Origin of the sequence: Enterococcus sp. DIV0712 (genome assembly GCF_050554855.1) — a bacterium.
Taxonomy (GTDB): domain Bacteria; phylum Bacillota; class Bacilli; order Lactobacillales; family Enterococcaceae; genus Enterococcus; species Enterococcus faecalis.
On record NZ_CP187333.1, the window covers coordinates 668,111 to 691,997 of the forward strand.

Genomic DNA, 23,887 nt, shown 5'->3' on the forward strand with positions numbered 1-23,887 from the left:
ACCAGAACATTAATGTTCTGGTCTCTTTAACGTTTTGCGAAAACAGTGCTGTCGATACCACGGTTATGACACCAATTAACTAAAACTGGATCGAGGATAAGTGCGGTACTCGTCAATTCTTCTGTCGTCTTTTTTCCTAAAAGAGTATAAAGCATTTTCACTTCTTCTTGCCATTGCTGTACAAGGGCTAAGGTATTTTCTAAACCATTTTTACTCATAAGGGAAGCTAAGATAGTCCCAGCAACTCCCATGCTTTTGGCACCTAAAGCGAGTCCTTTGACAATATCAAGAGAGTTACGCACACCGCCAGAGCCGAGAATAGTTAGTTTCTTTTGCCAATTTTGTGATTCCAGAAGAGAGATGACCGTTGATTGCCCCCAATCATCTAAGAAAGAAAGTTCTCGTTTCTTCCGCCGGGCATTTTCAATTTGTGTAAAACTCGTTCCGCCTTGGCCGCTCACATCCGCTGCTTGAACGCCGATAGAGGTGAGTTTTTCTAAGGTTTCTTGGCTCATGCCAAAGCCAACCTCTTTGACAATGACAGGCACTTCTACGACCTGTACGATAGCTTCAATCTTGGTTAGCCAATTAGTGAAATCACGATCTCCTTCAGGCATGACCAATTCTTGGGGCACATTTACATGGATTTGTAAGGCATTCGCTTGAAATAAATCAAGCGCTCGCTTTGCTTCTTCCACACCCAAGCCTGCACCAATATTGGCAAAAATGAGTCCATTTGGGTTTTCTTTTCGCATAATTTGATACGTATCCGCTAAACTAGCATCTTTTAACGCTGCCGAGACAGATCCTGTCGCAACTAAAAGGCCAGTTTCTTTGGCAATAATGCCTAATTGCTGATTAATTTCTTTTGCACGCTGACTACCACCTGTCATTGCATTGACATAAAAAGGTTGGGGAAGCTGGAAAGAAAGAAACGAAGTGGAAATATCTACTTCGTTAACAGCGGATTCAGCAAACGATTGGTGAACAAAACGCACACGATCAAAGTCATTACTTTTTTCTTTGTGGAACGCTTTAGCTAATGATAGATGTTCATCTTTTCGATTCATGCTTCTCCTTACACTCCTTTTGACCATAGGTATAGACGTGAAGTGGCAGTGGGGTAATTCCGTCTTTTTCCCAAGCAGTCATTAATGGTAAAATCCCGGATTTTTGGCGGAAAATTACAATCCCACAATCGCCCCCGCCAGCGCCAGAAGATTTCGCAGCTCCTGTATAAGATTCAGCCAAATCACAAAGATTTTTCAAGGCTTCTGTTTCGATTACCACACCAGTCAGTGAAGATAATTCGGCGAGCAATTGGCGATTTTTAGTAATTTGTTTTTGAATAACAGAAATTTTTCCTGTGTTAAAGCCATTAATCATTGTTTCGACACAAAGCCGACTTTTCATTAAGAACTGCTCATAAGCCGCTTGTTTTTCTTCTTTTGATTGATGGACTCGATCAACTAAGTCTGAAGTGGACGCAGGACTACCTGTCCAACCAATTAGTAAACGTAGTTGTTTCGGTACTTTTAACGGAAAAATCATTAATTCAGGCCAGTCCATTGCTAACAAATCAGTTAATGTTTCAGTGGCTACTTTTTGATTGACCCAATCATGATCGAAGGTTGAAAAGGCAATCCAGCCCCCGTAACAGCTGGCGGCGATATCTCCGCAAGAACCATTTCCTTGAACGGCTAAGTGAGCTAATGCTGATAATTTGAAAATTTCCTCATTTTCCAAACCTAAGTCATAAAAAATATTCAAGGCTTTGACAGTTCCAACGGTTACTGCACCGCTTGAACCAAGACCATATTTTCGTCCATTTGAACTATCTAATTCACTCGTCACTTTTAAATGATAAAATGACAATTCTTTGTTTTGCTCTTGCGCATATTTTTCAGTTAGATGAATCGCCGCTAGAACATAATGAAAGGGATTTTCGCGAATATCTAATACAAGCTCACCATTTCGGCGTGTCCAGCGAATAGGTAACGAGCTGTATTGTGCAGATTGAATACTGCCTTCATCTGTTGTTTCTTCGACAGTTACAGTTACGAATTGATCCACAGCAACGATAATGGCAGGGTGGCCAGGTTCAACAACGGCATATTCTCCTGCAATAAATAACTTTCCTGGCGTAGTAACTTCAATCATGCTTATTTATCCATTCCTTTCGTTTCAAACAATTCAATTCCGGGACCAGCAAAAGCTGGGACTAACTGCTCTTTTGAAAAATGTTCACTTAAAAATGTTTTTAATGCTTCTAAGTTTTTCTTTTCGACTAAGACCTTGACATTCGGACCTGCATCCATTGTAAAGTAACAAGGAATTCCTTTGGCCCGTGCTTGGCGAACTAAAGCCATCGCTTGTAAACTGCCTGGGGACCAGTAAGTAAATGGAGGGACAGCGCCTAAGGTTGTTCCATGCATCCTTAACCCATTGGCTTCAATGATTTCTCCTAAACGAGGGAAGTCTTTTGTTTTAATTGCTTCATGAACTTGGGATAAATCTTTTTCCACATTGTCCAACCAACCTTGATAAAAGCTAGAAGTTTCTACTGTTCGTTTCATTCCATCACGGCTGGAAACATCTTTTTCGCCATCATTAATTAAGATAAAGAGCATGGCCAATTCGTTTTCCCAATTATTGGCTGGAATATTTTCAGCAAACGACGTTTCATCAGAGTGGCCTTTGTTCCATTGAGCAAAACCACCAAAAATGCTGCGACAAGCAGAACCTGAACCACGTCGCGCTAAACGTGATAAGTCTTTTGCTGAAAGATTTAATCCTAAGGCTACGTTACAGGCCCCAGCTAAAGCAGCTAGACCACTCGCTGAAGAAGCCAAACCAGCTGCAGTAGGCACAAAATTTTGACTTTCCACTTTTGCAAACCAAGTACAATCGGCTTGTTGACGAACAAGGTTCAAAAATTCTTTGACTTTTTTTGTTTGTTTTTCGTTTTGCAAGATACCATCTAAAATAAATACATCTTCTGAATAATGGGCATCAAATGTCACAGTTGTTTCTGTGTAAAAGGCATCTAATGTTAATGATAAACTACTATTCATTGGTAAAATGTATTCTTCATTGGCTTTTCCCCAATATTTAATCAGAGCAATATTTGTATGCGCTCGTGCTTTTCCTGAAAGCATTACTTTTTCACCTCTAATGATTGAATCCATGTAGCAACAGCTCCATTTTCTTCTAAAGTCTGTGCAATGGTTTGTGCGGTCTTTTTATTATCTGTTAAGGCAATCATACAGCCACCGCGACCGCCGCCGGTTAATTTTGCTCCTAGAGCGCCATGTTCTAGAGAGAGAGCCACTAGTCGATCCAGCATATCGTTGCTGACGGTTAATTGCTGGAGTTGCTCTTGCGCTAACGTCATTAGCTGACCTAATTTTTGTTTATCATCTTGTAAAATTGCCTGCTTTGCTTCTTTAGTAAAAGAACCTAATTGTTTCATTGTTTCAGCGATTGCTGTGGGATTATTTTGAGCTAGCTGCGCAATGTCTTTCACTGCTTCACGTGTTTGACCTTTAATTCCCGTATCAGCTACTACTAAGTAGGCATTAGATAAATTCATCGAGAAATGTGTGGGCGGAAATCCTCTAGTAAAAAATAAGGGATCAGTGCCGCTTGTTGCTGCGGTATCGATACCACTAGGATTGCCATGAGCAATTTTCTCACTTAAGGAAACAAGCTCAAACAATTCTTGATATGTATAAGCGTAATCAAAATAATCAAAAAGGCTTCGAACGATGGCCACAGCGGTTGCTGCGCTTGAGCCCATTCCTCGTTCAGCGGGAATCGTACTTGTTAAGGTCAAAGTGCCTTTAAATGTATCTTCCTTTAAAAAATGTAAGGTTTGCTGAACAACTTCCTTGATATTTGCTAGCTCTTGGGGCACGTCTTCAAGCAATCCTGTAAAATATGAACAATCAATCTGCATAGTTTTTGCTGGGGTAAAGACGGCTGTGATTTCTGTCGCTTGAAAAGGAAAGGCGATTGCTGGTTCGCCGTAAACAACGGCGTGTTCCCCCATTAAAATGATTTTTCCCGTCGCTTGACCGAGGCCTTGTTTTTTTATATTCATTCACTGACATTCCTTTTGAGTAGAATCGAGTATAGGACAAAAGACGTTCTTGGATTAGAAGAACGTTTGTCATAATCTCTTCATGATTTATAGGAAATGATTCCAAAAGTTTCTCTTGTTCCAAAAAAGAGATTGCTTAACCTAAGATAGTTTACCTAAAAATAAGGCACAAGTAAAATGGTTCCGTTGGTTTTTCCAAAAAATTAATAACAATTTAATAAGAAAGAACCGACAGAACCAGTTATTCGGCTATTTTTTTAAAATTTTCTTAGGTAATCACCAAACCAAGGGCACTTGCCAAATAAATGGCTTGTTCAGGGGTGACTTTAAGACCTGATAAATAGTTTGGTGAGAAAGTCAAGCGTTCAAAGGTGTTTTGGGAAAAATCCAATCCTTTTAAAGAAGTATTTAACCAATTACTTTCGGTTAAATCGCAAGCTTCTAGAAGGAGTTTCTTCCAGGTGACCTCGAAAAATTCACTTTCGACTAAACGTGTCTGATTAAAGTGAACAAGATTAAAATTTGCAAAACGAAAAGAAGCATAATCGGCTTTGCAATCCTCAAATAGACAATCTTTTAAATAGCTATCTGCAAAATTCGTTCCTGTCAAATTGCAACGAAGGAAAGTCACTCGATGAAAACTGCCAGACAGCCATTCGACGTTAGAAAAATCGCAAGCTTCAAAACGCACATTACTACAATCAAAAGAAGCAAACTGGCCATTTGCTAATGAAAGATGATCGAAAACAGCATCCCGAAAGACTAAGTTACGAACTTCTTGATTCGGTAAATCAATCTGCTGATACAAATGATTTTCTAAGATTGCCTCATCTTCTAATTGACAGTTCGTTAATAGAGGAAGTTGTTCTGGTAGATTTGGTGGCAAGGGATAAGTTATTTTCATAAAACGCCTCTTTCTTCTTGTTGATTTTCAAAGGTTTCATCAATTGAGTAGGCCCGATTATAGAAACGTAGCGCAGTTGTGAAAACATAAGCGCCGGCAAAACCAAGTAAACTACCTAACACAATCCCGACTAATCGATAGTTTAAAAGATTACTAATGACTTGCTGTCGTGCAAGATTTGATAATAATAAGGACATCGGGGTAATAAAAAAGCTGGCAATCGCATAGTTTCTGTTAATGAATCCTTCAAAAGCTGCATATAGAATACTAATGATACCGATTGTTTGTAAAGGTGTAAAGGGAATCATTAATAAAATTGCAGAAAGCAACAAACCGAGACTCGTACCTAGAATCCGTTGCACATTTCGCTGCATCACAGAATGTAAATTTTCCCCTTGTAAAATGGCTGCGCAAGTAAACGTCATCCAATAAGCGTTGACTAAATGAAGCGATTGACTTAAATAAGCCGCTAAAAATAAAATGGCCGCATAATGCAAAGCATCTAATAAAGAAGCGGGATCAATATAAAGTCGTTCTTGAAGAGACATCCGTTTTTGAAAAACGTAGGGGCGCTTGTCGATGAAATGAAGCACAATGCCCATGATAATGCCGGTCACTACTCCTAAAAGAACAAAACTGGCCATGATGGGAATCTTATGTAAAGGAAAATTGTTGCTTGTTCCCATTGCGGTTGACATGATAACTAACAAAGCACCAGGCTTCTCAATGCCATACAATCTAAAAAGTAAGCGTGCAAGAAAAGCGACGATGGCAATTGTAATGGGAATCAACCAAGGTACATGGTGACTTAGCATTCCTAAGCTGTTGCCCAGAACAATAAAAAAGCCAACAATATTCAGTCTGCGCAATAATTGAGGCAAAGGAAGCGGCTGATAATAAATAAACGTATAAATGCCCATCGAGCCAAAGGTCCCAATGAGTAAATTATTGGAAAAATAACCAATTAATAATGGAATTGCCATACAAATTGCGACACCAACTAACCGAAATAATTCGTCATTTGCTTTATCAATAGCAAACAAATCCTTTAAAAACGTAGAATTTTTCATATTTTGTCACTCCTTTACTTCCTAATTTACCATAATGTTTAGAAAACTGACAAAAGAATTGCAATAAAAGACAGGAAGAAAAAGAGGGGTTTCTGATAGGAAGAGAAGAAAAATTAAAAAAAGTTAACATTTTGACTTGCAATTTTAATATGAAAAATGTAAGATATATTCCATAGCAATAAATAATTATTAAATTCTGATTTTTCAGAAAATACAGATTGTATTATTTTAGGAGGCAACACTATGAAATTGAAAAAGTCATTAACATTCGGTGTGATTACATTATTTAGCGTAACAACTTTAGCGGCTTGTGGAGGCGGCGGAACGTCAGATAGCTCAAGTGCGTCTGGTGGCGGTAAGGCAAGTGGCGAACAAGTTTTACGTGTCACAGAACAACAAGAAATGCCAACAGCTGATTTATCACTAGCAACAGACAGAATTAGTTTTATTGCATTAAATAATGTATATGAAGGAATTTATCGTTTAGACAAAGATAACAAAGTCCAACCTGCAGGTGCAGCGGAAAAAGCAGAAGTTTCTGAAGATGGACTAACATACAAAATTAAATTAAATAAAGATGCAAAATGGTCAGACGGTAAACCAGTGACTGCTAATGACTATGTTTACGGATGGCAACGAACAGTTGATCCAGCGACAGCTTCTGAATATGCTTATCTGTATGCCTCTGTAAAAAATGGTGATGCCATTGCTAAAGGGGAAAAAGATAAATCAGAATTAGGAATTAAAGCAGTCAGTGATACAGAATTAGAAATCACTTTAGAAAAAGCAACACCATACTTTGATTACTTATTAGCTTTCCCATCGTTCTTCCCACAACGTCAAGATATTGTGGAAAAATATGGTAAAAATTATGCATCAAACAGCGAAAGTGCTGTCTACAATGGTCCATTCGTCTTAGACGGCTTTGATGGTCCTGGTACAGATACAAAATGGTCATTCAAGAAAAACGATCAATATTGGGATAAAGACACAGTGAAACTGGACTCAGTAGATGTGAATGTCGTGAAAGAATCACCAACCGCGTTGAACTTGTTCCAAGATGGACAAACAGACGATGTCGTTCTTTCTGGTGAATTAGCCCAACAAATGGCCAATGACCCAGCTTTTGTTAGTCAAAAAGAAGCATCAACACAATATATGGAACTAAATCAACGTGATGAAAAATCACCATTTAGAAATGCGAACTTACGTAAAGCAATTTCTTACTCAATCGACCGTAAAGCGTTAGTTGAATCAATCTTAGGGGATGGTTCTATCGAGCCAAACGGTTTAGTACCAGCAGATATGGCAAAAGACCCAAGTGGCGGTAAAGACTTTGCTAAAGAAGCAGGTAGTCAAATTGAATATGATACGAAAAAAGCTAAAGAATACTGGGAAAAAGCGAAAAAAGAATTGGGGATTTCAACTTTAACAATGGATATTCTTTCTTCAGATGCAGATTCTTCTAAGAAAACAGTTGAATTTGTTCAAGGGTCAATTCAAGATGCTTTAGATGGTGTGAAGGTAACGGTTAGTCCGGTTCCATTCTCTGTTCGTTTAGATCGTTCAAACAAAGGCGACTTTGATGCAGTAATCGGTGGTTGGAGTGCTGACTATGCTGATCCAAGTAGTTTCTTAGACTTATTTGCTTCAGATAACTCATATAACCGTGGACGTTATAACAATCCAGAGTTTGACAAGTTCGTGAAAGCTGCAAGTAGTGCAGATGCGACAGATCCTGAAAAACGTTGGGATGATATGTTAAATGCAGAGAAAACGATTATGGGAGACATGGGTGTGGTACCATTATTCCAAAAATCAGAAGCGCATTTACGTGCTGAAAAAGTCAAAGATGTCGCAGTTCATCCTGCTGGCGCAACGTATGACTACAAATGGGCATACATTTCAGAATAACCTGACAAAAGATCGATAGCAAACAAAAAAGGACCTTTGCCATGGAATAAAAGGCAACGGTCCTCTTGCTATCTTGTCTTAGACCAAGTAAAATAGTAGAAAGCCTAAAGACAGAATCAGTAAGATGCCCCCAGTTTTTAGCCAGAAAGAGCGATGTGCATCGCCAATGACTGAAAGCGGGATAAACTCTTTCGGTTCATTTTTCTTTTTAAAACGAAACGCGTTTTTCATTGAGCGCTGAAAGTTATCGAAAAAGCCAGAGGACATAATCCATAAAGCAATGCCGATAATTAAAAAGAAAAGCGAAACGATAAAGAAGGTATCTGATAATGAGGAGGTAGTGATAGGTTCTTTACTTATTAATAAGTAAAGAAAAATGCCGATACTGGAAATAACGGCTGTAATAATTGGCCATTTAAAAGTTTTCATGTGTTCACCCTATCTATTATTGTGGTCTATCTAGTCATTACTTTAACGAAAATAACTGAGGAAGTCAAAAAAATCTCGGAGGTGTCATTATTGAATAGTTTTGGAAAATATTTTCTTAAACGGATCTTTTTCATGATTATCACTTTGTGGTTAATCGCAACGATTACGTTTTTCTTAATGCAATTATTACCAGGTACGCCTTATACCAACCAAGAAAAACTTAGTCCAGAAACAATCGCTATGTTGAATAAACAATCTGGCTTAGATAAACCAGTGATTGTTCAATACGGAATTTACTTAAAGAACCTGGTAACGGGAGACTTTGGTATTTCATTCCAATTTAAAAACCAACCTGTTGCTAAGTTATTAGCTGGTCGAATTGGGCCGTCCCTTCAACTGGGAGGACAAGCGATTATCTTTGGTACGTTAGTCGGTATTTTATTGGGGATTATCGCAGCGATGCGTCAAAATACTTGGGTAGATACGTTGGCAACATTGTTAGCCATTTTAGGTCGTTCTATTCCAAACTTTGTTTTCGCGGTATTATTACAATACATTTTTGCAATGAAATTAAGAATCTTACCAATTGCTATGTGGAATGGTTTTGCCTACACAATTTTACCAACTATTGCCTTGGCAATGAGTCCAATGGCCGATTCGGCTAGGTTTATTCGAACCGAGATGGTAGAGGTCTTGCATAGTGATTATGTCGAATTAGCCAAAGCAAAAGGCTTGAGTCGCTGGCAAGTTGCATTCCGCCACGGGTTAAGAAACAGTTTAATTCCATTGATTACCTTATTAGGACCTTTAGCCGTTGGTTTAATGACAGGTTCTTTAGTAGTAGAAAATATTTTTGCCATCCCTGGAATTGGGGAACAGTTTGTAAAATCAATTATGACAAACGACTATCCAACAATTATGGCAGTAACTATTTTGTATTCAACAATGTTAGTTGTTGTAATTCTGATTGTTGACTTACTTTATGGTTTAATTGATCCAAGAATTCGCGTATCAGGAGGTGCAAAAGGCTAATGGAAACAGTCAATAAAAATAATCTACCACAAGCGATTAAAGATATTCCGGCAGATGAGTTTCAGCCTCTAAACACTTCAACTCTAAAAGAAAGAGAGCGTATTGCCACACCGTCTTTAAGTTTCTTACAAGACTCATGGCGTCGTTTGAAAAAGAATAAAGCTGCAGTTATCTCAATGAGTTTCTTAGCAGTTATTATCTTTATCTCTATTATTACCATTTGGGTTTCACCACATAACCCAACGAAACAAAATGTTTCTTACATTAACTTACCACCACGAATTCCTGGCTTGGAAAGCGTGAATGGTTTAAATGGTAAAACAACAGTTGCTGGTCAATTAGTTGATAAATATGCACAAGCAAACGTTCCAGATAACGTAAACTTTTATCTAGGAACAGATGGTTTAGGTCGTGATGTCCTAAGTCGTTTATTTATGGGAACACGTATTTCCTTATTAATTGCGTTTATCGCGGCAATTCTAGATATTACGATTGGGGTAACGTATGGACTGATTTCCGGGTTAGTCGGCGGTCGTGTCGATACAGTAATGCAACGTATTTTAGAAGTTCTTTCTGGTATTCCTAACTTAGTTGTTATGATCTTGATGCTAACAGTCTTTGATCCAGGGATTGTTTCGATTGTTTTGGCCATGGTTATTACAAACTGGATATCAATGGCCAGGATTGTGCGAGCCCAGACCATGAAACTAAAAGACCAAGAGTTTGTCATGGCAGCAGAAACATTGGGCGAATCTCGTTGGAAAATTGCTATTAAACATATTTTACCGAATATCTCAAGTGTCATTATTGTCCAAATGATGTTCAGTATCCCATCGGCAATTTTCTTTGAAGCGTTCCTAAGTTTTATTGGGTTAGGCTTACGTCCACCAACCGCATCTTTAGGAACCTTGTTAAACGAAGGATACAAAACTTTCCGTTTCCTTCCATATTTAATGTGGATTCCAGCGGCAACACTTTCAGTTATCATGATTTGTTTCAACTTGTTAGCTGATGGTTTACGTGACGCATTTGATCCTAAGATGAAAGAGTAAGAGTGGTGAATGACTATGGAAAAAGTATTAGAAGTTAAAGACTTAAGAATCTCCTTTGATACATTTGCAGGTAAAGTCAACGCCATTCGTGGTGTGAGTTTTGATCTTTATAAAGGTGAAACGTTAGCCATCGTAGGTGAATCAGGGAGTGGTAAATCTGTTACAACCCGCAGTATTATGCGTTTGTTGAGCAGTAATGCCAATATTGATAACGGGGAAATTTTGTTTAAAGGACAAGATATTGTTCATAAAACAGAAAAACAAATGCAAGCCATTCGTGGTAAAGAAATCGCAATGATTTTCCAAGATCCGATGACTTCATTAGACCCAACGATGCCAATTGGCAAACAAGTGGCGGAATCATTAATCAAACATAATAAAGTCTCAAAAAAAGAAGGCTTAGCGCAAGCATTAGAATTACTAAAATTAGTGGGCATTCCTAATGCTGAAAAACGTTTGAAAAACTATCCGCACCAATTTTCTGGTGGACAACGTCAACGGATTGTCATTGCAATTGCTTTAATTTGTTATCCAGAAGTTCTAATTGCAGATGAACCAACTACAGCGTTGGATGTAACCATCCAAGCACAAATTTTAGAGTTATTAAAAGATTTACAAGAAAAAATTAGCACTTCGATTATTTTCATTACCCATGATTTAGGGGTAGTAGCAAACGTGGCTGACCGTGTCGCTGTCATGTACGGTGGACGTCTGGTTGAAGTGGGAACAGCAGAAGAAATTTTCTATAATCCACAACATCCATATACTTGGGGACTTTTAGGGTCAATGCCAACGATGGAAGGAACAGAAGACAAACTTTATGCGATTCCAGGTTCACCTCCAGATTTATTAGATCCACCAACTGGAGATGCCTTCTATCCACGGAATGAGTTTGCTTTAAAAATTGATACAGAAAAAGAACCACCTTATTTTGAAGTATCACCAACCCACAAAGCAGCAACGTGGTTATTAGCACCACAAGCACCAAAAGTTACGCCTCCAGCAGAGATTGTTCGTCGTTGGGCAATTTATGCAGAGCGTCAAAAAAATCCAGGAGGTAGTAATTAATGGCAGAAGAGAAAAAAGTCCTATTAGAAGTCACTGGTTTGAAACAGTATTTCAATGTTGGTCGTAAAGACGAAGTAAAAGCCATTGATGACATTAGTTTTCATATTTATGAAGGCGAAACCTTTGGATTAGTTGGCGAATCAGGAAGTGGAAAATCAACAACTGGTCGCAGTGTCATTCGTTTATATGATCCAACTGCTGGTGAAATTCTTTTCGATGGAAAAGACATTAGCAAAATTAAATCAAAAGCGGACATGCAAGCATTCCGTCGCGATGTTCAAATGATCTTCCAAGATCCATATGCTTCATTGAATCCAAGAATGAAAGTCAATGATATTATTGCTGAAGGAATCGATGTCAATGGATTAGCTAAAACACCAAAAGAGCGGGAAGAAAAAGTCAATGAACTTTTAAAAACGGTGGGATTAAATCCAAGTCACAGTACGCGTTATCCTCATGAGTTTTCTGGTGGGCAACGTCAACGGATCGGGATTGCTCGTGCTTTAGCGGTTAATCCACGTTTCATTATCTGTGATGAGCCAATTTCGGCTTTGGATGTGTCGATTCAAGCCCAAGTAGTAAACTTATTACAAGATTTACAAAAAGAACAAGGCTTAACTTACTTGTTTATCGCACATGACTTATCGATGGTAAAACATATCAGTGACCGAATTGGCGTAATGCACAGTGGGAAATTATTGGAAATGGGCACAAGTGATGATGTCTATAATTTCGGCGTTCATCCTTATACAGAAAGTTTGCTTTCTGCGATTCCATTACCAGATCCAGACTATGAACGCACACGTAAACGGATCGTTTACCAGCCTGCAGCGGCAGATGGGAAAGATCGTGAGCTCCGTGAAATTCTCAATGGACACTATGTTTATTGTGCTGAAGACGAAGTTGCAATGTACCGTGAAAAAATTGAAGAGAAGAAAAGAAAAGCTGGTTTATAACCAGCTTCTTTTCTAACTATCTTGGTAGGGTGGTTATGAGATGAAGGCTCTGAAAGCTTATAAATACAGACTTTATCCAACCTCAAAACAAGAAGAGTTTATTCAAAAAACATTTTCTTGTGTTCGCTTGGTGTATAATTTAATGTTACAAGACCGGATTGATATCTACAAAGAGATGCGAAAAAATCCTCAACAAACGTTTAAAATGCCAACGCCAGCTAAATATAAGAAACAATACCCTGTCCTCAGAGAAGTTGATAGTTTAGCCTTGGCAAATGCACAAGTTTATTTGGATCGAGCCTTTAAAAATTTTTATCGGGAAAAAGGGATGGGCTTTCCAAAAAAGAAAAAGAAAGAAACGGTGCATTCCTACACTACGAACAATCAACATGGCACGGTCAAAATTTTGGATAATCGTTATTTGAAAGTACCTAAATTGAAATCTTTAATTAAAATGAAGGTACACCGCCAACCGCTGGGGGAGATAAAATCTGTAACTATTTCTATGAGTGCGAGTCACAATTATTATGTTTCCATTTTGTGTGAAGCGCCGATTGAAACGAAAACAAAGCAACAAAAAATGGTGGGAATTTGTAGCAGTAGGGAAAAATTTGCGCTGCTTTCGAATGGTGAAAGCTTCGAAAAAAGCTATTGTTCAAAGCATTTAAAGCAAAAACTACGTCAAGAAGAACGAAAATTAAACAAGCGTAAAATGATTGCTTTGGAAAAAGGTGTCGATCTTTCACAAGCAAAAAATTATCAAAAACAAAAAATAAAAGTCGCAAAAATTCGCGAAAAAATAGCCAACCAACGAACGGATATTTTAAACAAAATTACAACGGAATTGGTTTCAAGTTACGATGTTATTTGTATTGAAAAAGCCCATCACAGTAATGAGCGGCCGCCAAAACATGATCGTTCTGAACTGGCTTGGTCTTTATTTTTAGCTAAACTGTTGTATAAAGCACAATGGTATGGCAAAGAACTCATTTGTATTGAGTCAGAGGAGATAGAAACAGAGTTGTCTTTTTCTGAAAGTACAGAAAATTCAGAGTATCTTAGAAGCCAAAAAATCTTAGAACGTGGCTTGTCTAAACGAGAAACCTTATAAATAGAAGAACTGTAGGGACTACAGGGATCGCCTAGGGGATAGAAAATGTACACCATGTGTTGAACCATTTGTTTCTAGGAAGTCACATTGGGACAGTCCACTAATTATTAATGATCAAAATACGAATTCAAACGAATCTAGTGCTAGATTCGTTTTTTTTGAGGAAATATATTGACAACTAGGATAAACTAAGGTAAACTAGTGAAGTTGAGAAATGAAAGCAGAAGCACCCGCTTCTCGCCTTAGTTGAGTATATCGCTGGGCTAGATAAAGTATTCCTTATTTTTTAAGTAAGGCAGACTGTTGGCGGGTTCTGGATAGGAACCTGTTTTTTTATTGCATTTAGCAAACAAAGCAGACTTCCGTTAGGATTTTCTCTTAAAAATTTTGGAGGTGAATGACCATAGCAAAGGATATGATGGTTAACGACGGCATTCGTGCACGCGAGTTACGTTTGATCGGACAAGATGGTGAACAATTAGGTGTAAAAACCAAAGCAGAAGCATTACAAATCGCTGAATCTGCAAACTTGGATTTAGTACTTGTAGCGCCAGGAGCGAAACCACCAGTTGCGCGAATTATGGATTATGGAAAATTCCGTTTCGAACAACAAAAGAAAGAGCGTGAAGCTCGCAAGAAACAAAAAGTGATCAACGTCAAAGAAGTTCGTTTAAGTCCAACAATTGACGTAAATGACTTCAATACAAAACTTCGTAATGCGCGTAAGTTCTTAGAAAAAGGAGACAAAGTGAAAGCTTCTATCCGTTTCAAAGGCCGTGCCATTACCCATAAAGAGATTGGTCAGAAAGTTCTTGATCGCTTAGCTGAAGAAACTGCGGACATCGCCACAGTGGAACAAAAAGCGAAAATGGACGGACGCAGCATGTTTCTAACGCTGGCACCGAAAAACGACAAGTAAACGAAGAGACCGAGCATTCGGACTTTTGGTAATTTCTACAAGAAGGATATTCGACAGTTGTGACTGTTAGAGTCTTTCACTTGAAGCAAAGATTTTGAGGAGGAAAATTAGTCATGCCAAAACAAAAAACACACCGCGGATTAGCAAAACGTGTAAAACGTACTGGTGGAGGCGGCTTAAAACGTGGCCGTGCCTTTACATCTCACCGTTTCCACGGTAAAACTAAAAAACAACGCCGTCAATTGCGTAAAGCAAGCATGGTTGCAAAAGGCGATTACAAACGTATCCGCCAACAATTAGCAAGAATGAAATAAAACAACTCGGTGACTTTTAGATTACCGTCAAGAGAAACAAGATATTAGGAGGAATTCAACATGGCACGTGTTAAAGGTGGAACAGTAACCCGTAAACGTCGTAAAAAAGTCCTTAAGTTAGCGAAAGGCTACTACGGATCAAAACATACTTTATTTAAATCAGCAAAAGAACAAGTAATGAACTCTTATTACTATGCATTCAGAGACCGTCGTCAAAAGAAACGTGACTTCCGTAAATTATGGATTGCACGTATCAACGCGGCAGCTCGCATGAATGGCTTAAGCTATTCTAAATTAATGCACGGTTTGAAATTGGCAGAGATTGATATCAACCGCAAAATGTTAGCTGACTTAGCCGTTAACGATGCAGCAGCATTTACAGCGTTAGCTGAACAAGCAAAAGACGCTTTAAGCAAATAAGCTTAAATAATCTTTCACACCCTACTCAATGAGTAGGGTGTTTTTTTTAATAACTCCGTTGGTAACTTTCATCTATAAATGAAAAAACTTGTGAGAGCGGAATTTCTTCAGAAAGACTTAACCAATGCTCTTTATTCATATGATAGGCAGGAAAATAGCCAGGTTGGTTCTTTAATAAGGCAATCAATTCAGGCGCAAGTTTAACGGTTAAAATAGTGAGCTGCTTATTCTCGGTAGCGCCGAGCAGTTGTGCATCCAGTGGCATAATTAAAGCAAACCATTTTGCATTTCTAGGATGACGAAAGACGAGATAGTCTGGATGTTTTTTAAAAGGAAAATCGGGCGTTATCTGATAACGTTCTTGGATATAGGCGCTAATAGTTTCTTGAAAAGTCATAGGTTTCTTCCTTTCGTTAAGGCTAGGCATATCTATTTACATCATAGCAAAAATTACATAAAATTACTTCGTTCAAAGGAATGGGAGGAGGGAGCAGATGACATTAATTTCAACAATTTTAGTAACCTTGGTGGCTGTAGAATTTTTCTACATTATGTATTTAGAAACGATTGTACCAACATCTGAGACAACAAGCCGTGTTTTTAAAATGGATAGGCAAGAGTTACAAAGAAAATCAGTGACTACATTGTTTAAAAATCAAGGAATCTATAATGGACTAATCGGTGCAGGACTTATTTATAGTGTCTATTTTGCGCAAGCAACGATGGAGATGACAAAATTTTTATTGATTTATATTATTTTAGTGGCGGCGTACGGTAGCTTAACTAGTGATAAAAAAATCATTTTAACACAAGGCGGTTTAGCTATCGTGGCTTTGATTAGTTTACTTGTTTAGCCATCAGAGTTAATAGAGAGAGACAGTCAAATCGACAGAAAAAACACGGTTGATTTGACTATTTTTTATGGAATTGAGAGAGACAAAATGTGGTATACTTTGTTTATTAGATAGGGAGGAATTAAAAATGCTGAACCAAAAAGAAGTAAAAAAAACCGATTATCCTCAATTAATTTCTCTATGGCGTTCTTCAGTAGAAGCTACCCATTTGTTTTTGAGTCAGGCAGATATTGATAAAATCGAAGTGGTTTTACCTGATTATTTTCAACAAGTTCAATTAAGTATGTGGTTAAATGAAGAACAGAAATGTGTGGGCTTTAGTGGAACAAATCAACAAACGTTGGAAATGTTATTTATTGACCCAGTCTATTTTCGTAAAGGCTATGGTGGAGAAATTATCAAAAAGTTAATAGAGCAAGAATCAATTATCTTTGTTGATGCTAATAAACAAAATGAAGGGGCTGTGAAGTTCTATCAATCTCAAGGGTTTCAAGTAATTGGTGAATCAAAGGAAGATCCTCAAGGAAATCCGTTTCCTATTTTACATATGAAACGGATATAGAAAAGAAGGGAGAAGCCATGCGAGTAATCGTTACAGAATACCAACCAGCCTGGGTGGAACAGTTTGAAGAAGAAGCCAAAGCGTTGAAACAGATTCTAAAGGAAAATTGTCTTAAAATTGAACATATCGGTAGTACCTCTGTGCCTAATTTAGCAGCCAAACCAATTATTGATTTTTTGGTCATTGTTGAAGAAATTGAAAAAGTAGACCTGTTACAAGGGGAATTTGAAAGAATCGGTTATGAATATATGGGGGAATTTGGACTATCAGGACGTCGTTATTTACGAAAAGGCCCGATAAAAAGAACACATCATGTGCATATTTATCAGTTTGACAATACGCAAGAAATTTTGCGCCATCTTGCTTTTCGAAATTATTTACGAGAAAATCCGGCAATTGCTACAACCTATGGTACATTAAAAAAGCAATTGGCCCAAGCACACCCCGATAGCATTGATAAATATATGGATGGCAAAGATGCGTTCATTAAGAAAATAGAAAAAGAAGCGTTGAAGAAATATTGGGAAAAATAAAAAAAGTTGCTAAAGCTAGCAACTTTTTTTTGGTTCTTTTTTGAAAAAATGATAAAGAAGACCACTTAAAAGAACACCTAGAATAATTCCAATCGCTAAATTATGCGTATAGACGATCACACCCACTGTCACGAGTAAAATAACAATTTCAGTAATTTCAAAAGTTCGGAAAAGCTGCAAACTTTCCCAATCAAAGGTGTCGACTGCCACTGTCATCATGATCCCAATCAATGCAGCTGTAGGAATGGCTACCATCACGGATTTAAAAACAAAAATGAATAGAAGGAGGGTAATACCTGAAATCAAAGTAGAAAGCCGTTTTCGTCCTCCAGATTTAACATTAATGACCGCTTGCCCGATCATCGCACAGCCAGCTTGGCCACCAAAAAAGCCGGTAATTATATTAGCGAATCCTTGCGCCTTAACTTCTCGTTGGCTATCACTTTGGCTCGCTGTCATTTTGTCCACAATGGGGATCGTCAATAAAGATTCAATTAACCCGACCATTGCTAAGGCAACAGAGCTAGGTAAAATAATCCACAACGTTTCTAAGTTGACGGGTACATTAGGCCAACGGATCGCTGGATGAAACTGACTCATTTCACCAAGATCACCTACCGTTTGCAAATGACCTTTTAAAAAATAGGACAGGATAGTCATGAATAAAATAACAATTAAAGCAGGAGGCACAATTGTAATAAACTTAGGTAATAGATAAATAAGTAAGATACTACAGATAATCATACCGTAGGACCACAGTGTTTGATGAGGCAATTGTTGTACTTGCGCCATGAAAATTAAAATGGCTAACGCATTGACGAATCCGTACATCACTGTCTTGGGAATAAAGCGCATTAATTTATGGATACCTAAATAACCTAAAATAAATTGTAGAAAGCCTGTTAAAATAGTCGCAGCAAGCATGTATGACAAACCGTGTGCTTGAATTAAGCCTGCAAGGACTAAGGCCATTGAACCAGCAGACGCCGAGACCATTGCCGGACGGCCGCCCGTAAAAGTAATCACAAGTAAAGTAACAGCTGAAGCAAACACTGCAGAAAGCGGGTGAACACCAGCAATAATCGCAAACCCGATTACTTCTGGTAAAATGGCGACAGAAGAAACGAGACCCGCAAATAGATCATTTCGTTCATTGCCTAACCATTCGCTTTTTTTAATACTAAATAACATCGAAAAACTCCTTTAAGTTAATAAAACCTTATTCATAATAGCATGAATAAGCTGAAATGAGCGTGGGACAAAAATCACTTTGGATTTTTGCTCCACGCTCAAAAACTGATAAACGGCGGGAACAAAAGCAACTCCTTCGGAAATAAGCCGGAATTCTCCAAAAATTACAGAACAATTTTCGGAAATTCCTTCTTATTTCTCGGAGTTAAACGCTTCTGTCCCGACCTCATTAGAACTGTAACAGTGCCAACAACAAAATGGCTAGGACGACTTGAACAGTTCCTACTGATAAACCATAGATTAAGAAACGTTTGCCTTCTTGGAAAAACTTTTTAAAATCGAGTCGTAACCCGATTGCTGCCAAGGCAGTAATTTCAAACCAAGAACTAAAGAAATGAGCAGTCTCACTGATCACGACGGGGAAATGAATCAAACTATTAAAGACACAGGCAATGAAAAAGCCAACTACATACCAAGGTAGGGCGCTGCTTTTTTTGGTGACTTTTACCAACTCAGCTTCTGATTCTGCCGTCTTACTTTGCTTGAAACGTCCAAATAAATAGACAACTGCTACGAGTAGGACAATTCGCATAATTTTAAAGAGCATCGCAAGTTGAACTGCGTTCTCATTGACCATATTGGCACTGGCGACAACCTGACCAACTGATTGTAAAGTCCCTCCGATTAGTGCGCTACGAGCCAACAAATTGGTACCATAGAGAATCCCACTTAAAATGGGTAAGGTCAACATTAAAACGGTTCCTAATAAGTTTACTAAAGTAATGATTTGGCCTTTTTCTTCCTCATCTGCTTGAATTGCTGGAGCAATCGAAGCAATAGCAGAAGACCCACAAACGGCATTACCACCAGCCATCAATAAAGACATATTATCAGAAAAAGCCAGTTTTTTACCGATCAAATAGGCAAAAATAATGGTCAGCGACATTTGAATGAGAATAAATGCGACACCTTGTAAGCCAATTTGGGCAATCGTTTGAAAGGTCACGGTGGTTCCCAATAAAACAACAGAAAATTCTAGTAATTTACTTTCGGCTACTTTGGTTCCGCGATTTAAATTGGCACCGCGAACAAAGGTATTTCCCAAAAAGATTCCTAGTAAAATAGCTATCGTTGCGGCGCCTAAGCTAGGTAACCAGATGGCAAGAAACTTGCTAAGGCAGGCGACAAGGAAAGCTGTTAGCAAGCCGGGAAGAATTTGGAATAAAGATTGGATATAATCATTTTCTGAATTTTTCATTGAAAAAATCTCTCTTTCTTGTTCATTACTTCCAGTATAACGAAATTTTTTACATTTGAGAAATAAATAGTTAAAATAATATTTATAATAGAAAGTTATCGAAAGGATACTTATGTTTAAATTATTAAAGACTTTTCAAATTGTGTATGAGCAAATGAACTTTTCCAAAGCAGCTACCTGCCTATATATCTCACAACCAGCCGTTTCTAATCAAATCAAACAATTAGAAGAAGAATTAGGCTGTTCATTGTTTTTAAGAAATGGTCGACAAGATGTAGTCCCTACTAGGCAAGCGGAAGTCTTGTATAATCGTTTGCTAAATTTAGCTGATGATTGGCAAGAAACATTAACAGCTCTTCATCAGGCGAGATTACCTAAAGAAACTTGCCGAATTGCTGCGTCTAATACTTTTGCAGTTTATTATTTGCCGCAACTGATGCAGCATTTACAGACACAGTATGCAACGATCAATTTTGTTTTAGAAATGAACAATTCAGAAGAAGTAGTGGAAAAAGTTGAGAAACATCAAGTTGATTTTGGCTTTATCGAAAAACCATTAATTACGAAAGGCGCCTCTCGTGAAGAAATTATTCAGGATCAATTGGTTTTAGCTGGGGACCCTGCCAATCAGAATTGGTTGGTACGTGAAAAGGATTCTGGGGTCTTTCATTATACCCAACAGTATTTAGAAGAAAGTAATCAAAGCCCAACCCTCATGACGGTTAAAAATAATGAAATGATTGTTAAAATGTTGGAATTGGGCATGGGGCAATCGTTGCTTTCAAGAAAGGCGATTACTGAAAAAATTCCTTTCCAAACGTTAGGTGAAAAGTATTGGCGTTCCTTTTATTTTTTGACACGGGGACATTTAAAATCCTCCTTGCTTCAAGAAGTAAAACAAGCAATTTATCGATTCTATCAGACGGAAATGAATAAATACTAAAACGTTCTCTTTGTTTATTTATCAATCTTTGACTACACTAAAGAAAACGAAGGAGGGAACCACAATGCCTAAATTTTCACCTTGTTTATGGTTTGACACACAAGCGGAAGAAGCTGCTAACTTCTATACAACAATCTTTGAAAAAGGTGCGATTCTAAGTAAAACGAACTACGTTAATGAGGAGCACCAACCTCAAGGAACATCATTAATGACCATTGAATTTACCTTGGCGAACCAAACAATCATTGGTTTAAATGGCGGACCAGAATTTTCCTTTACGCCAGCTAGTTCATTTTTTGTTGAATGTAAAACATTATCACAAACAGAAACGTTGTGGAAAAATTTAACAGCAGATGGACAGATATTGATGCCTTTTGGGGAATATCCTTTTAGTCCTTTATATGGTTGGGTAGTGGACAAATTTGGTGTCTCTTGGCAAGTGTCTTTTTCAGGAAAAGAACAAACAATTGTACCAACCTTTATGTTTGCTAATGAAAAATATGGCGAAGCAGCCAAAGCTCTATCAGAATGGTTGGCGATTTTCGGTCCAGGCGAAATAATTGAAAAAGTTGAATATGAAGATGGGAACATTGCGCAAGCACTTTTCACATTACAGGAGCAACCGTTTCGAGTAATGGATGCACGAGATAAACATGATTTTGATTTTACCATGGCCTTCTCCATTTATATTGATTGTGAAAATCAGGAGGAAATAGATCGGCTATGGCAACAAGTGACTGCTAAAGGGAAAGAATGGCCGTGTGGCTGGATGGAAGATCAATTTGGGGTCAGTTGGCAAACAGGCAATCCTGAACTGAAACGTTATTTATCTGACTCAAATCCAGCTAGAGCAAATGAAGTGACCAAAAAATTGTACCAAATGAAAAAAATAGATTTAAACCAGTTAAAAGAAGTGTATGACAAATATAATCATTAGAAAAACTGAGGTTGTCTGATCGACTACACTTCGTTACGTTGGTATCAATTCCAATACATGGAACATACTAGAGTTGAAGGGCTTGTCTTTTAAGGATTGAGACCTTCAACTCTTAAAAAAGGCTCGATTCTTGCGAATTCCAAAGAGGCTACTTCTATTTTGTTGTTTATCTTAAGGGTTAGGACTCTGCCGATTTTTTTATAAGATTATGCTATAATTAAGAGTAGTAAATTATTGAAGGAAAAATGAAAAGTCCAAAATAGGAAGTGGTAAAATGATTGAGTTAATTGTGTTGTTAACAGTTTTTACTTATGGAACGAACTTTGTTTTATATCTTATTTTGAAAAATAAAAAGTCCATGCCAATTGTCGAAAAAGCTTCTATTGTATTAGGAATTAATATGTCTGTGTTATTATTAGATGGTATTTTTGCTTTCGTTGGCAAATTCATCATGTTATCAGAATGGGAATTATTAGCGCCTATTTTTGAAATAGTGTAAAAATCATCATAAAGTCCTATATCCAAAAAGAATGAAGTTTGTTAGGATAAGAAAGATGAAAATTTAGAAATAAAAGAGGTGGGATTGCATGGCTAAAATCATGATTGTCGAAGATGAAACAACCATTCGAGAATTAATTAGCGAGGAATTACAAAAATGGCAATTTGAAACGATTGGAACAACCGATTTTAATGATGTATTGGATGATTTTCAAGAGGAGAATCCTCAATTAGTCTTGATGGATATTAATTTACCTGTGTACGACGGGTACTATTGGTGTCAAAAAATTCGTGAAGTTTCTAAAGTACCAATTATTTTTATTTCGAGTCGTAGTACCAATATGGATATGATTATGGCGATGAACATGGGCGCGGATGATTTTGTTACAAAACCGTTCCAGATAGATGTTTTAATTGCTAAAATCAATGCTTTGTTGCGCCGCTCTTATAACTATTCCGATACGGATAGTGAAGTGCTTTCACATAATGGCATTACTTTAAATGTGGACAATGGACGAATGGAAATCAAAGGCGAAATGATCGATTTAAGTAAAAATGAATACCGATTACTGTATCTTTTAATGAAAAAGCACGGAAAAATTTTAACACGTGAAAAACTATTGCGCGCTTTATGGGACGATGAACGTTTTGTGGATGACAATACGTTGACGGTAAATATCAATCGTTTACGAAAAAAAATTGAGCAAGCAGGGATTGCTGGCTATATTGAAACCAAAGTGGGCGTCGGTTATATGGTGCCCTAGATAGGAGTAGACAATGACCATTCTAAAGTATTTAAAAGATCGCTGGTTATTACTAATTGGTTGGTTATTTTTTCTGTTCTTAACTTGTTTTATTTTATGGTTGGCTCCTAATGTCCGCTTAGATTGGACAGTGGTTGGCTATATCTTTTTACTGCAAAGTGTTTTTTTATCGCTATTTTTAACAATTGATTATTATTTAAAACGTAAGTGGTGGCTTTCGTTGGCAACGGAAAAAGAGCCGCCTTCTTTACAAGAATATTTGAATACAGCAGAAAAAGAAGAAGAACTACTTGTCCAAACGTATATTAACGGTTTATTGCAAGAGCACCAACAAACCATGCAGCAAGCAATTAACAACCAACAGGACCAAAAAGATTACATTGACTCTTGGGTTCATGAAATCAAAGTCCCCCTAGCGGCTATCACGTTACTGGTACAATCTGTCGAAGATGATATTCCAGAGAAAAAATATTATCTATTGGAAAATGAGTTAGGTAAAATTGATGAATATGTCGAGCAAGTCCTATATTATGCTAGACTGGACAGCTTTTCTCGAGATTATTTACTCCAAGAATATTCTTTAAAAGAAATTGTGCAATCTGTTGTTCGTACGCAAGCAAATTATTTTATCCAAAAAAGATTGCAATTCTCAATTGAAGGGGAAGATGAAGCGGTTTTAACCGACCGAAAATGGGTCATTTTTATTTTCCGCCAATTATTAAGTAATGCAGTCAAGTATACGCCAGAAGGCGGCACGATTACGGTTCTAATTTCCAAAAATAAACAAGGTATTTATTTATCTTTAAAAGATTCTGGGATTGGCATTCCGATGCAAGATCAACGACGCATTTTCGATAAAGGATTTACTGGTGAAAACGGGCGGAAAAGTGAACAGCATTCGACTGGTCTTGGCCTGTATTTGGCCCATAGCTTAGCGAAAAAGTTAGGTCATGATTTAACAGTCGAATCGATAGAAGGGCAAGGTACGACGATGACATTGTTTTTCCCTTCCCTCAGTTATTATAATGAAGTGAAATAAAAAGTAGGTCTATCAGC

The 23,887-nt window shown here is 37.6% G+C and carries 27 protein-coding genes and 1 other annotated feature; of the genes, 17 read left to right on the forward strand and 10 right to left on the reverse strand.

Going from position 1 to position 23,887, the window contains the following annotated elements; all coding sequences use genetic code 11:
• Positions 1–26: 26 nt before the first annotated feature.
• The 6 genes from fni to IGL42_RS03220 all read right to left on the reverse strand — a co-directional run bounded on the left by fni (position 27) and on the right by IGL42_RS03220 (position 6,076).
• A complete protein-coding gene (gene fni, locus IGL42_RS03195) occupies positions 27–1,070 on the reverse strand; it encodes a type 2 isopentenyl-diphosphate Delta-isomerase (protein WP_010710756.1) in 1,044 nt (347 codons plus the stop codon).
• Positions 1,054–2,160 carry a phosphomevalonate kinase gene (locus IGL42_RS03200; RefSeq protein ID WP_002355777.1) on the reverse strand — a complete coding sequence of 369 codons (1,107 nt, stop codon included), beginning with the start codon at positions 2,158–2,160 and terminating at the stop codon, positions 1,054–1,056. Before IGL42_RS03200 ends, fni begins: the two co-directional genes overlap by 17 nt.
• 2 nt (positions 2,161–2,162) lie before the next feature.
• Positions 2,163–3,158, reverse strand: a complete 996-nt coding sequence (gene mvaD / locus IGL42_RS03205) for a diphosphomevalonate decarboxylase (protein WP_002355778.1) — start codon at positions 3,156–3,158, stop codon at positions 2,163–2,165.
• Positions 3,158–4,102, reverse strand: a complete 945-nt coding sequence (gene mvk, locus IGL42_RS03210; RefSeq protein ID WP_185776384.1) for a mevalonate kinase — start codon at positions 4,100–4,102, stop codon at positions 3,158–3,160. The genes mvaD and mvk overlap by 1 nt, the downstream gene beginning before the upstream one ends.
• Before the next feature lie 268 nt (positions 4,103–4,370).
• Complete coding sequence (locus tag IGL42_RS03215) at positions 4,371–5,006, reverse strand: pentapeptide repeat-containing protein (RefSeq protein ID WP_002355781.1); 636 nt, start codon at positions 5,004–5,006, stop codon at positions 4,371–4,373.
• Entirely contained in the window at positions 5,003–6,076 is a 1,074-nt protein-coding gene (locus IGL42_RS03220; RefSeq protein ID WP_002355782.1) for an FUSC family protein, read from the reverse strand. Before IGL42_RS03220 ends, IGL42_RS03215 begins: the two co-directional genes overlap by 4 nt.
• Before the next feature lie 243 nt (positions 6,077–6,319).
• Between IGL42_RS03220 and opp1A the strand changes: the two genes are divergently transcribed.
• Positions 6,320–7,990 (forward strand): oligopeptide ABC transporter substrate-binding protein Opp1A, encoded by a 1,671-nt coding sequence (opp1A, locus tag IGL42_RS03225; RefSeq protein ID WP_002381303.1) that lies wholly within the window; start codon positions 6,320–6,322, stop codon positions 7,988–7,990.
• Between the two features lie 78 nt (positions 7,991–8,068).
• On the opposite strand, the gene IGL42_RS03230 is transcribed toward opp1A, so the two are convergent.
• Positions 8,069–8,419 (reverse strand): DUF3899 domain-containing protein, encoded by a 351-nt coding sequence (locus IGL42_RS03230; protein ID WP_002355784.1) that lies wholly within the window; start codon positions 8,417–8,419, stop codon positions 8,069–8,071.
• A 90-nt stretch (positions 8,420–8,509) separates the two neighbouring features.
• Between IGL42_RS03230 and opp1B the strand changes: the two genes are divergently transcribed.
• The 8 genes from opp1B to rplT all read left to right on the forward strand — a co-directional run bounded on the left by opp1B (position 8,510) and on the right by rplT (position 15,291).
• Positions 8,510–9,451, forward strand: a complete 942-nt coding sequence (gene opp1B / locus IGL42_RS03235) for an oligopeptide ABC transporter permease Opp1B (protein ID WP_002381304.1) — start codon at positions 8,510–8,512, stop codon at positions 9,449–9,451.
• Positions 9,451–10,503 (forward strand): oligopeptide ABC transporter permease Opp1C, encoded by a 1,053-nt coding sequence (gene opp1C / locus IGL42_RS03240; RefSeq protein WP_002355787.1) that lies wholly within the window; start codon positions 9,451–9,453, stop codon positions 10,501–10,503. The genes opp1B and opp1C overlap by 1 nt, the downstream gene beginning before the upstream one ends.
• A 9-nt stretch (positions 10,504–10,512) precedes the next feature.
• Positions 10,513–11,571, forward strand: a complete 1,059-nt coding sequence (gene opp1D / locus IGL42_RS03245; RefSeq protein WP_002355794.1) for an oligopeptide ABC transporter ATP-binding protein Opp1D — start codon at positions 10,513–10,515, stop codon at positions 11,569–11,571.
• Complete coding sequence (gene opp1F, locus IGL42_RS03250; RefSeq protein WP_002355795.1) at positions 11,571–12,527, forward strand: oligopeptide ABC transporter ATP-binding protein Opp1F; 957 nt, start codon at positions 11,571–11,573, stop codon at positions 12,525–12,527. The genes opp1D and opp1F overlap by 1 nt, the downstream gene beginning before the upstream one ends.
• A gap of 40 nt (positions 12,528–12,567) precedes the next feature.
• The gene (locus IGL42_RS03255; RefSeq protein WP_002355796.1) at positions 12,568–13,638 is read left to right on the forward strand and encodes an RNA-guided endonuclease TnpB family protein; all 1,071 of its coding nucleotides are present in this window, start codon (positions 12,568–12,570) and stop codon (positions 13,636–13,638) included.
• Between the two features lie 212 nt (positions 13,639–13,850).
• Positions 13,851–13,981 (forward strand) — a sequence feature (ribosomal protein L20 leader region).
• 54 nt (positions 13,982–14,035) lie between these two features.
• The gene (gene infC / locus IGL42_RS03260) at positions 14,036–14,557 is read left to right on the forward strand and encodes a translation initiation factor IF-3 (protein WP_002355797.1); all 522 of its coding nucleotides are present in this window, start codon (positions 14,036–14,038) and stop codon (positions 14,555–14,557) included.
• A 113-nt stretch (positions 14,558–14,670) separates the two neighbouring features.
• The gene (gene rpmI, locus IGL42_RS03265) at positions 14,671–14,871 is read left to right on the forward strand and encodes a 50S ribosomal protein L35 (RefSeq protein ID WP_002355798.1); all 201 of its coding nucleotides are present in this window, start codon (positions 14,671–14,673) and stop codon (positions 14,869–14,871) included.
• Positions 14,872–14,931: 60 nt separating this feature from the next.
• Positions 14,932–15,291, forward strand: a complete 360-nt coding sequence (gene rplT / locus IGL42_RS03270; protein ID WP_002355799.1) for a 50S ribosomal protein L20 — start codon at positions 14,932–14,934, stop codon at positions 15,289–15,291.
• 46 nt (positions 15,292–15,337) lie between these two features.
• Here the strand turns inward: rplT and IGL42_RS03275 are convergent, their stop codons facing one another.
• On the reverse strand, positions 15,338–15,718 hold the full coding sequence (locus IGL42_RS03275; protein ID WP_002385048.1) for an MmcQ/YjbR family DNA-binding protein: 381 nt from the start codon (positions 15,716–15,718) through the stop codon (positions 15,338–15,340).
• Between the two features lie 67 nt (positions 15,719–15,785).
• Between IGL42_RS03275 and IGL42_RS03280 the strand changes: the two genes are divergently transcribed.
• The 3 genes from IGL42_RS03280 (at position 15,786) to IGL42_RS03290 (ending at position 17,240) form a co-directional block, all read left to right on the forward strand.
• Positions 15,786–16,145 carry a DUF1304 domain-containing protein gene (locus IGL42_RS03280; RefSeq protein ID WP_002361363.1) on the forward strand — a complete coding sequence of 120 codons (360 nt, stop codon included), beginning with the start codon at positions 15,786–15,788 and terminating at the stop codon, positions 16,143–16,145.
• A gap of 67 nt (positions 16,146–16,212) precedes the next feature.
• On the forward strand, positions 16,213–16,707 hold the full coding sequence (locus tag IGL42_RS03285) for a GNAT family N-acetyltransferase (protein ID WP_002370719.1): 495 nt from the start codon (positions 16,213–16,215) through the stop codon (positions 16,705–16,707).
• 17 nt (positions 16,708–16,724) lie between these two features.
• Positions 16,725–17,240, forward strand: coding sequence for a GrpB family protein (locus tag IGL42_RS03290; protein ID WP_010710754.1), 516 nt, complete (start codon positions 16,725–16,727; stop codon positions 17,238–17,240).
• A gap of 15 nt (positions 17,241–17,255) precedes the next feature.
• Here the strand turns inward: IGL42_RS03290 and IGL42_RS03295 are convergent, their stop codons facing one another.
• Both IGL42_RS03295 and IGL42_RS03300 read right to left on the reverse strand, forming a co-directional pair.
• A complete protein-coding gene (locus IGL42_RS03295; RefSeq protein WP_002380126.1) occupies positions 17,256–18,431 on the reverse strand; it encodes a SulP family inorganic anion transporter in 1,176 nt (391 codons plus the stop codon).
• Between the two features lie 229 nt (positions 18,432–18,660).
• Entirely contained in the window at positions 18,661–19,689 is a 1,029-nt protein-coding gene (locus tag IGL42_RS03300; RefSeq protein WP_002361367.1) for a YeiH family protein, read from the reverse strand.
• A 112-nt stretch (positions 19,690–19,801) separates the two neighbouring features.
• On the opposite strand from IGL42_RS03300, the gene IGL42_RS03305 reads away from it, so the two are divergent.
• The 5 genes from IGL42_RS03305 to sapS all read left to right on the forward strand — a co-directional run bounded on the left by IGL42_RS03305 (position 19,802) and on the right by sapS (position 23,870).
• Positions 19,802–20,632, forward strand: a complete 831-nt coding sequence (locus tag IGL42_RS03305; protein WP_002358839.1) for a LysR family transcriptional regulator — start codon at positions 19,802–19,804, stop codon at positions 20,630–20,632.
• A 64-nt stretch (positions 20,633–20,696) separates the two neighbouring features.
• Positions 20,697–21,569 (forward strand): VOC family protein, encoded by an 873-nt coding sequence (locus IGL42_RS03310; protein ID WP_002355807.1) that lies wholly within the window; start codon positions 20,697–20,699, stop codon positions 21,567–21,569.
• Between the two features lie 274 nt (positions 21,570–21,843).
• Positions 21,844–22,068 (forward strand): hypothetical protein, encoded by a 225-nt coding sequence (locus tag IGL42_RS03315; protein WP_002355808.1) that lies wholly within the window; start codon positions 21,844–21,846, stop codon positions 22,066–22,068.
• Positions 22,069–22,156: 88 nt separating this feature from the next.
• Positions 22,157–22,831: a two-component system response regulator SapR gene (sapR, locus tag IGL42_RS03320; RefSeq protein WP_002355809.1), complete on the forward strand. Its 675-nt coding sequence runs from the start codon at positions 22,157–22,159 to the stop codon at positions 22,829–22,831.
• 13 nt (positions 22,832–22,844) lie between these two features.
• Positions 22,845–23,870 carry a two-component system sensor histidine kinase SapS gene (sapS, locus tag IGL42_RS03325; protein ID WP_002413570.1) on the forward strand — a complete coding sequence of 342 codons (1,026 nt, stop codon included), beginning with the start codon at positions 22,845–22,847 and terminating at the stop codon, positions 23,868–23,870.
• Positions 23,871–23,887 lie beyond the last annotated feature (17 nt).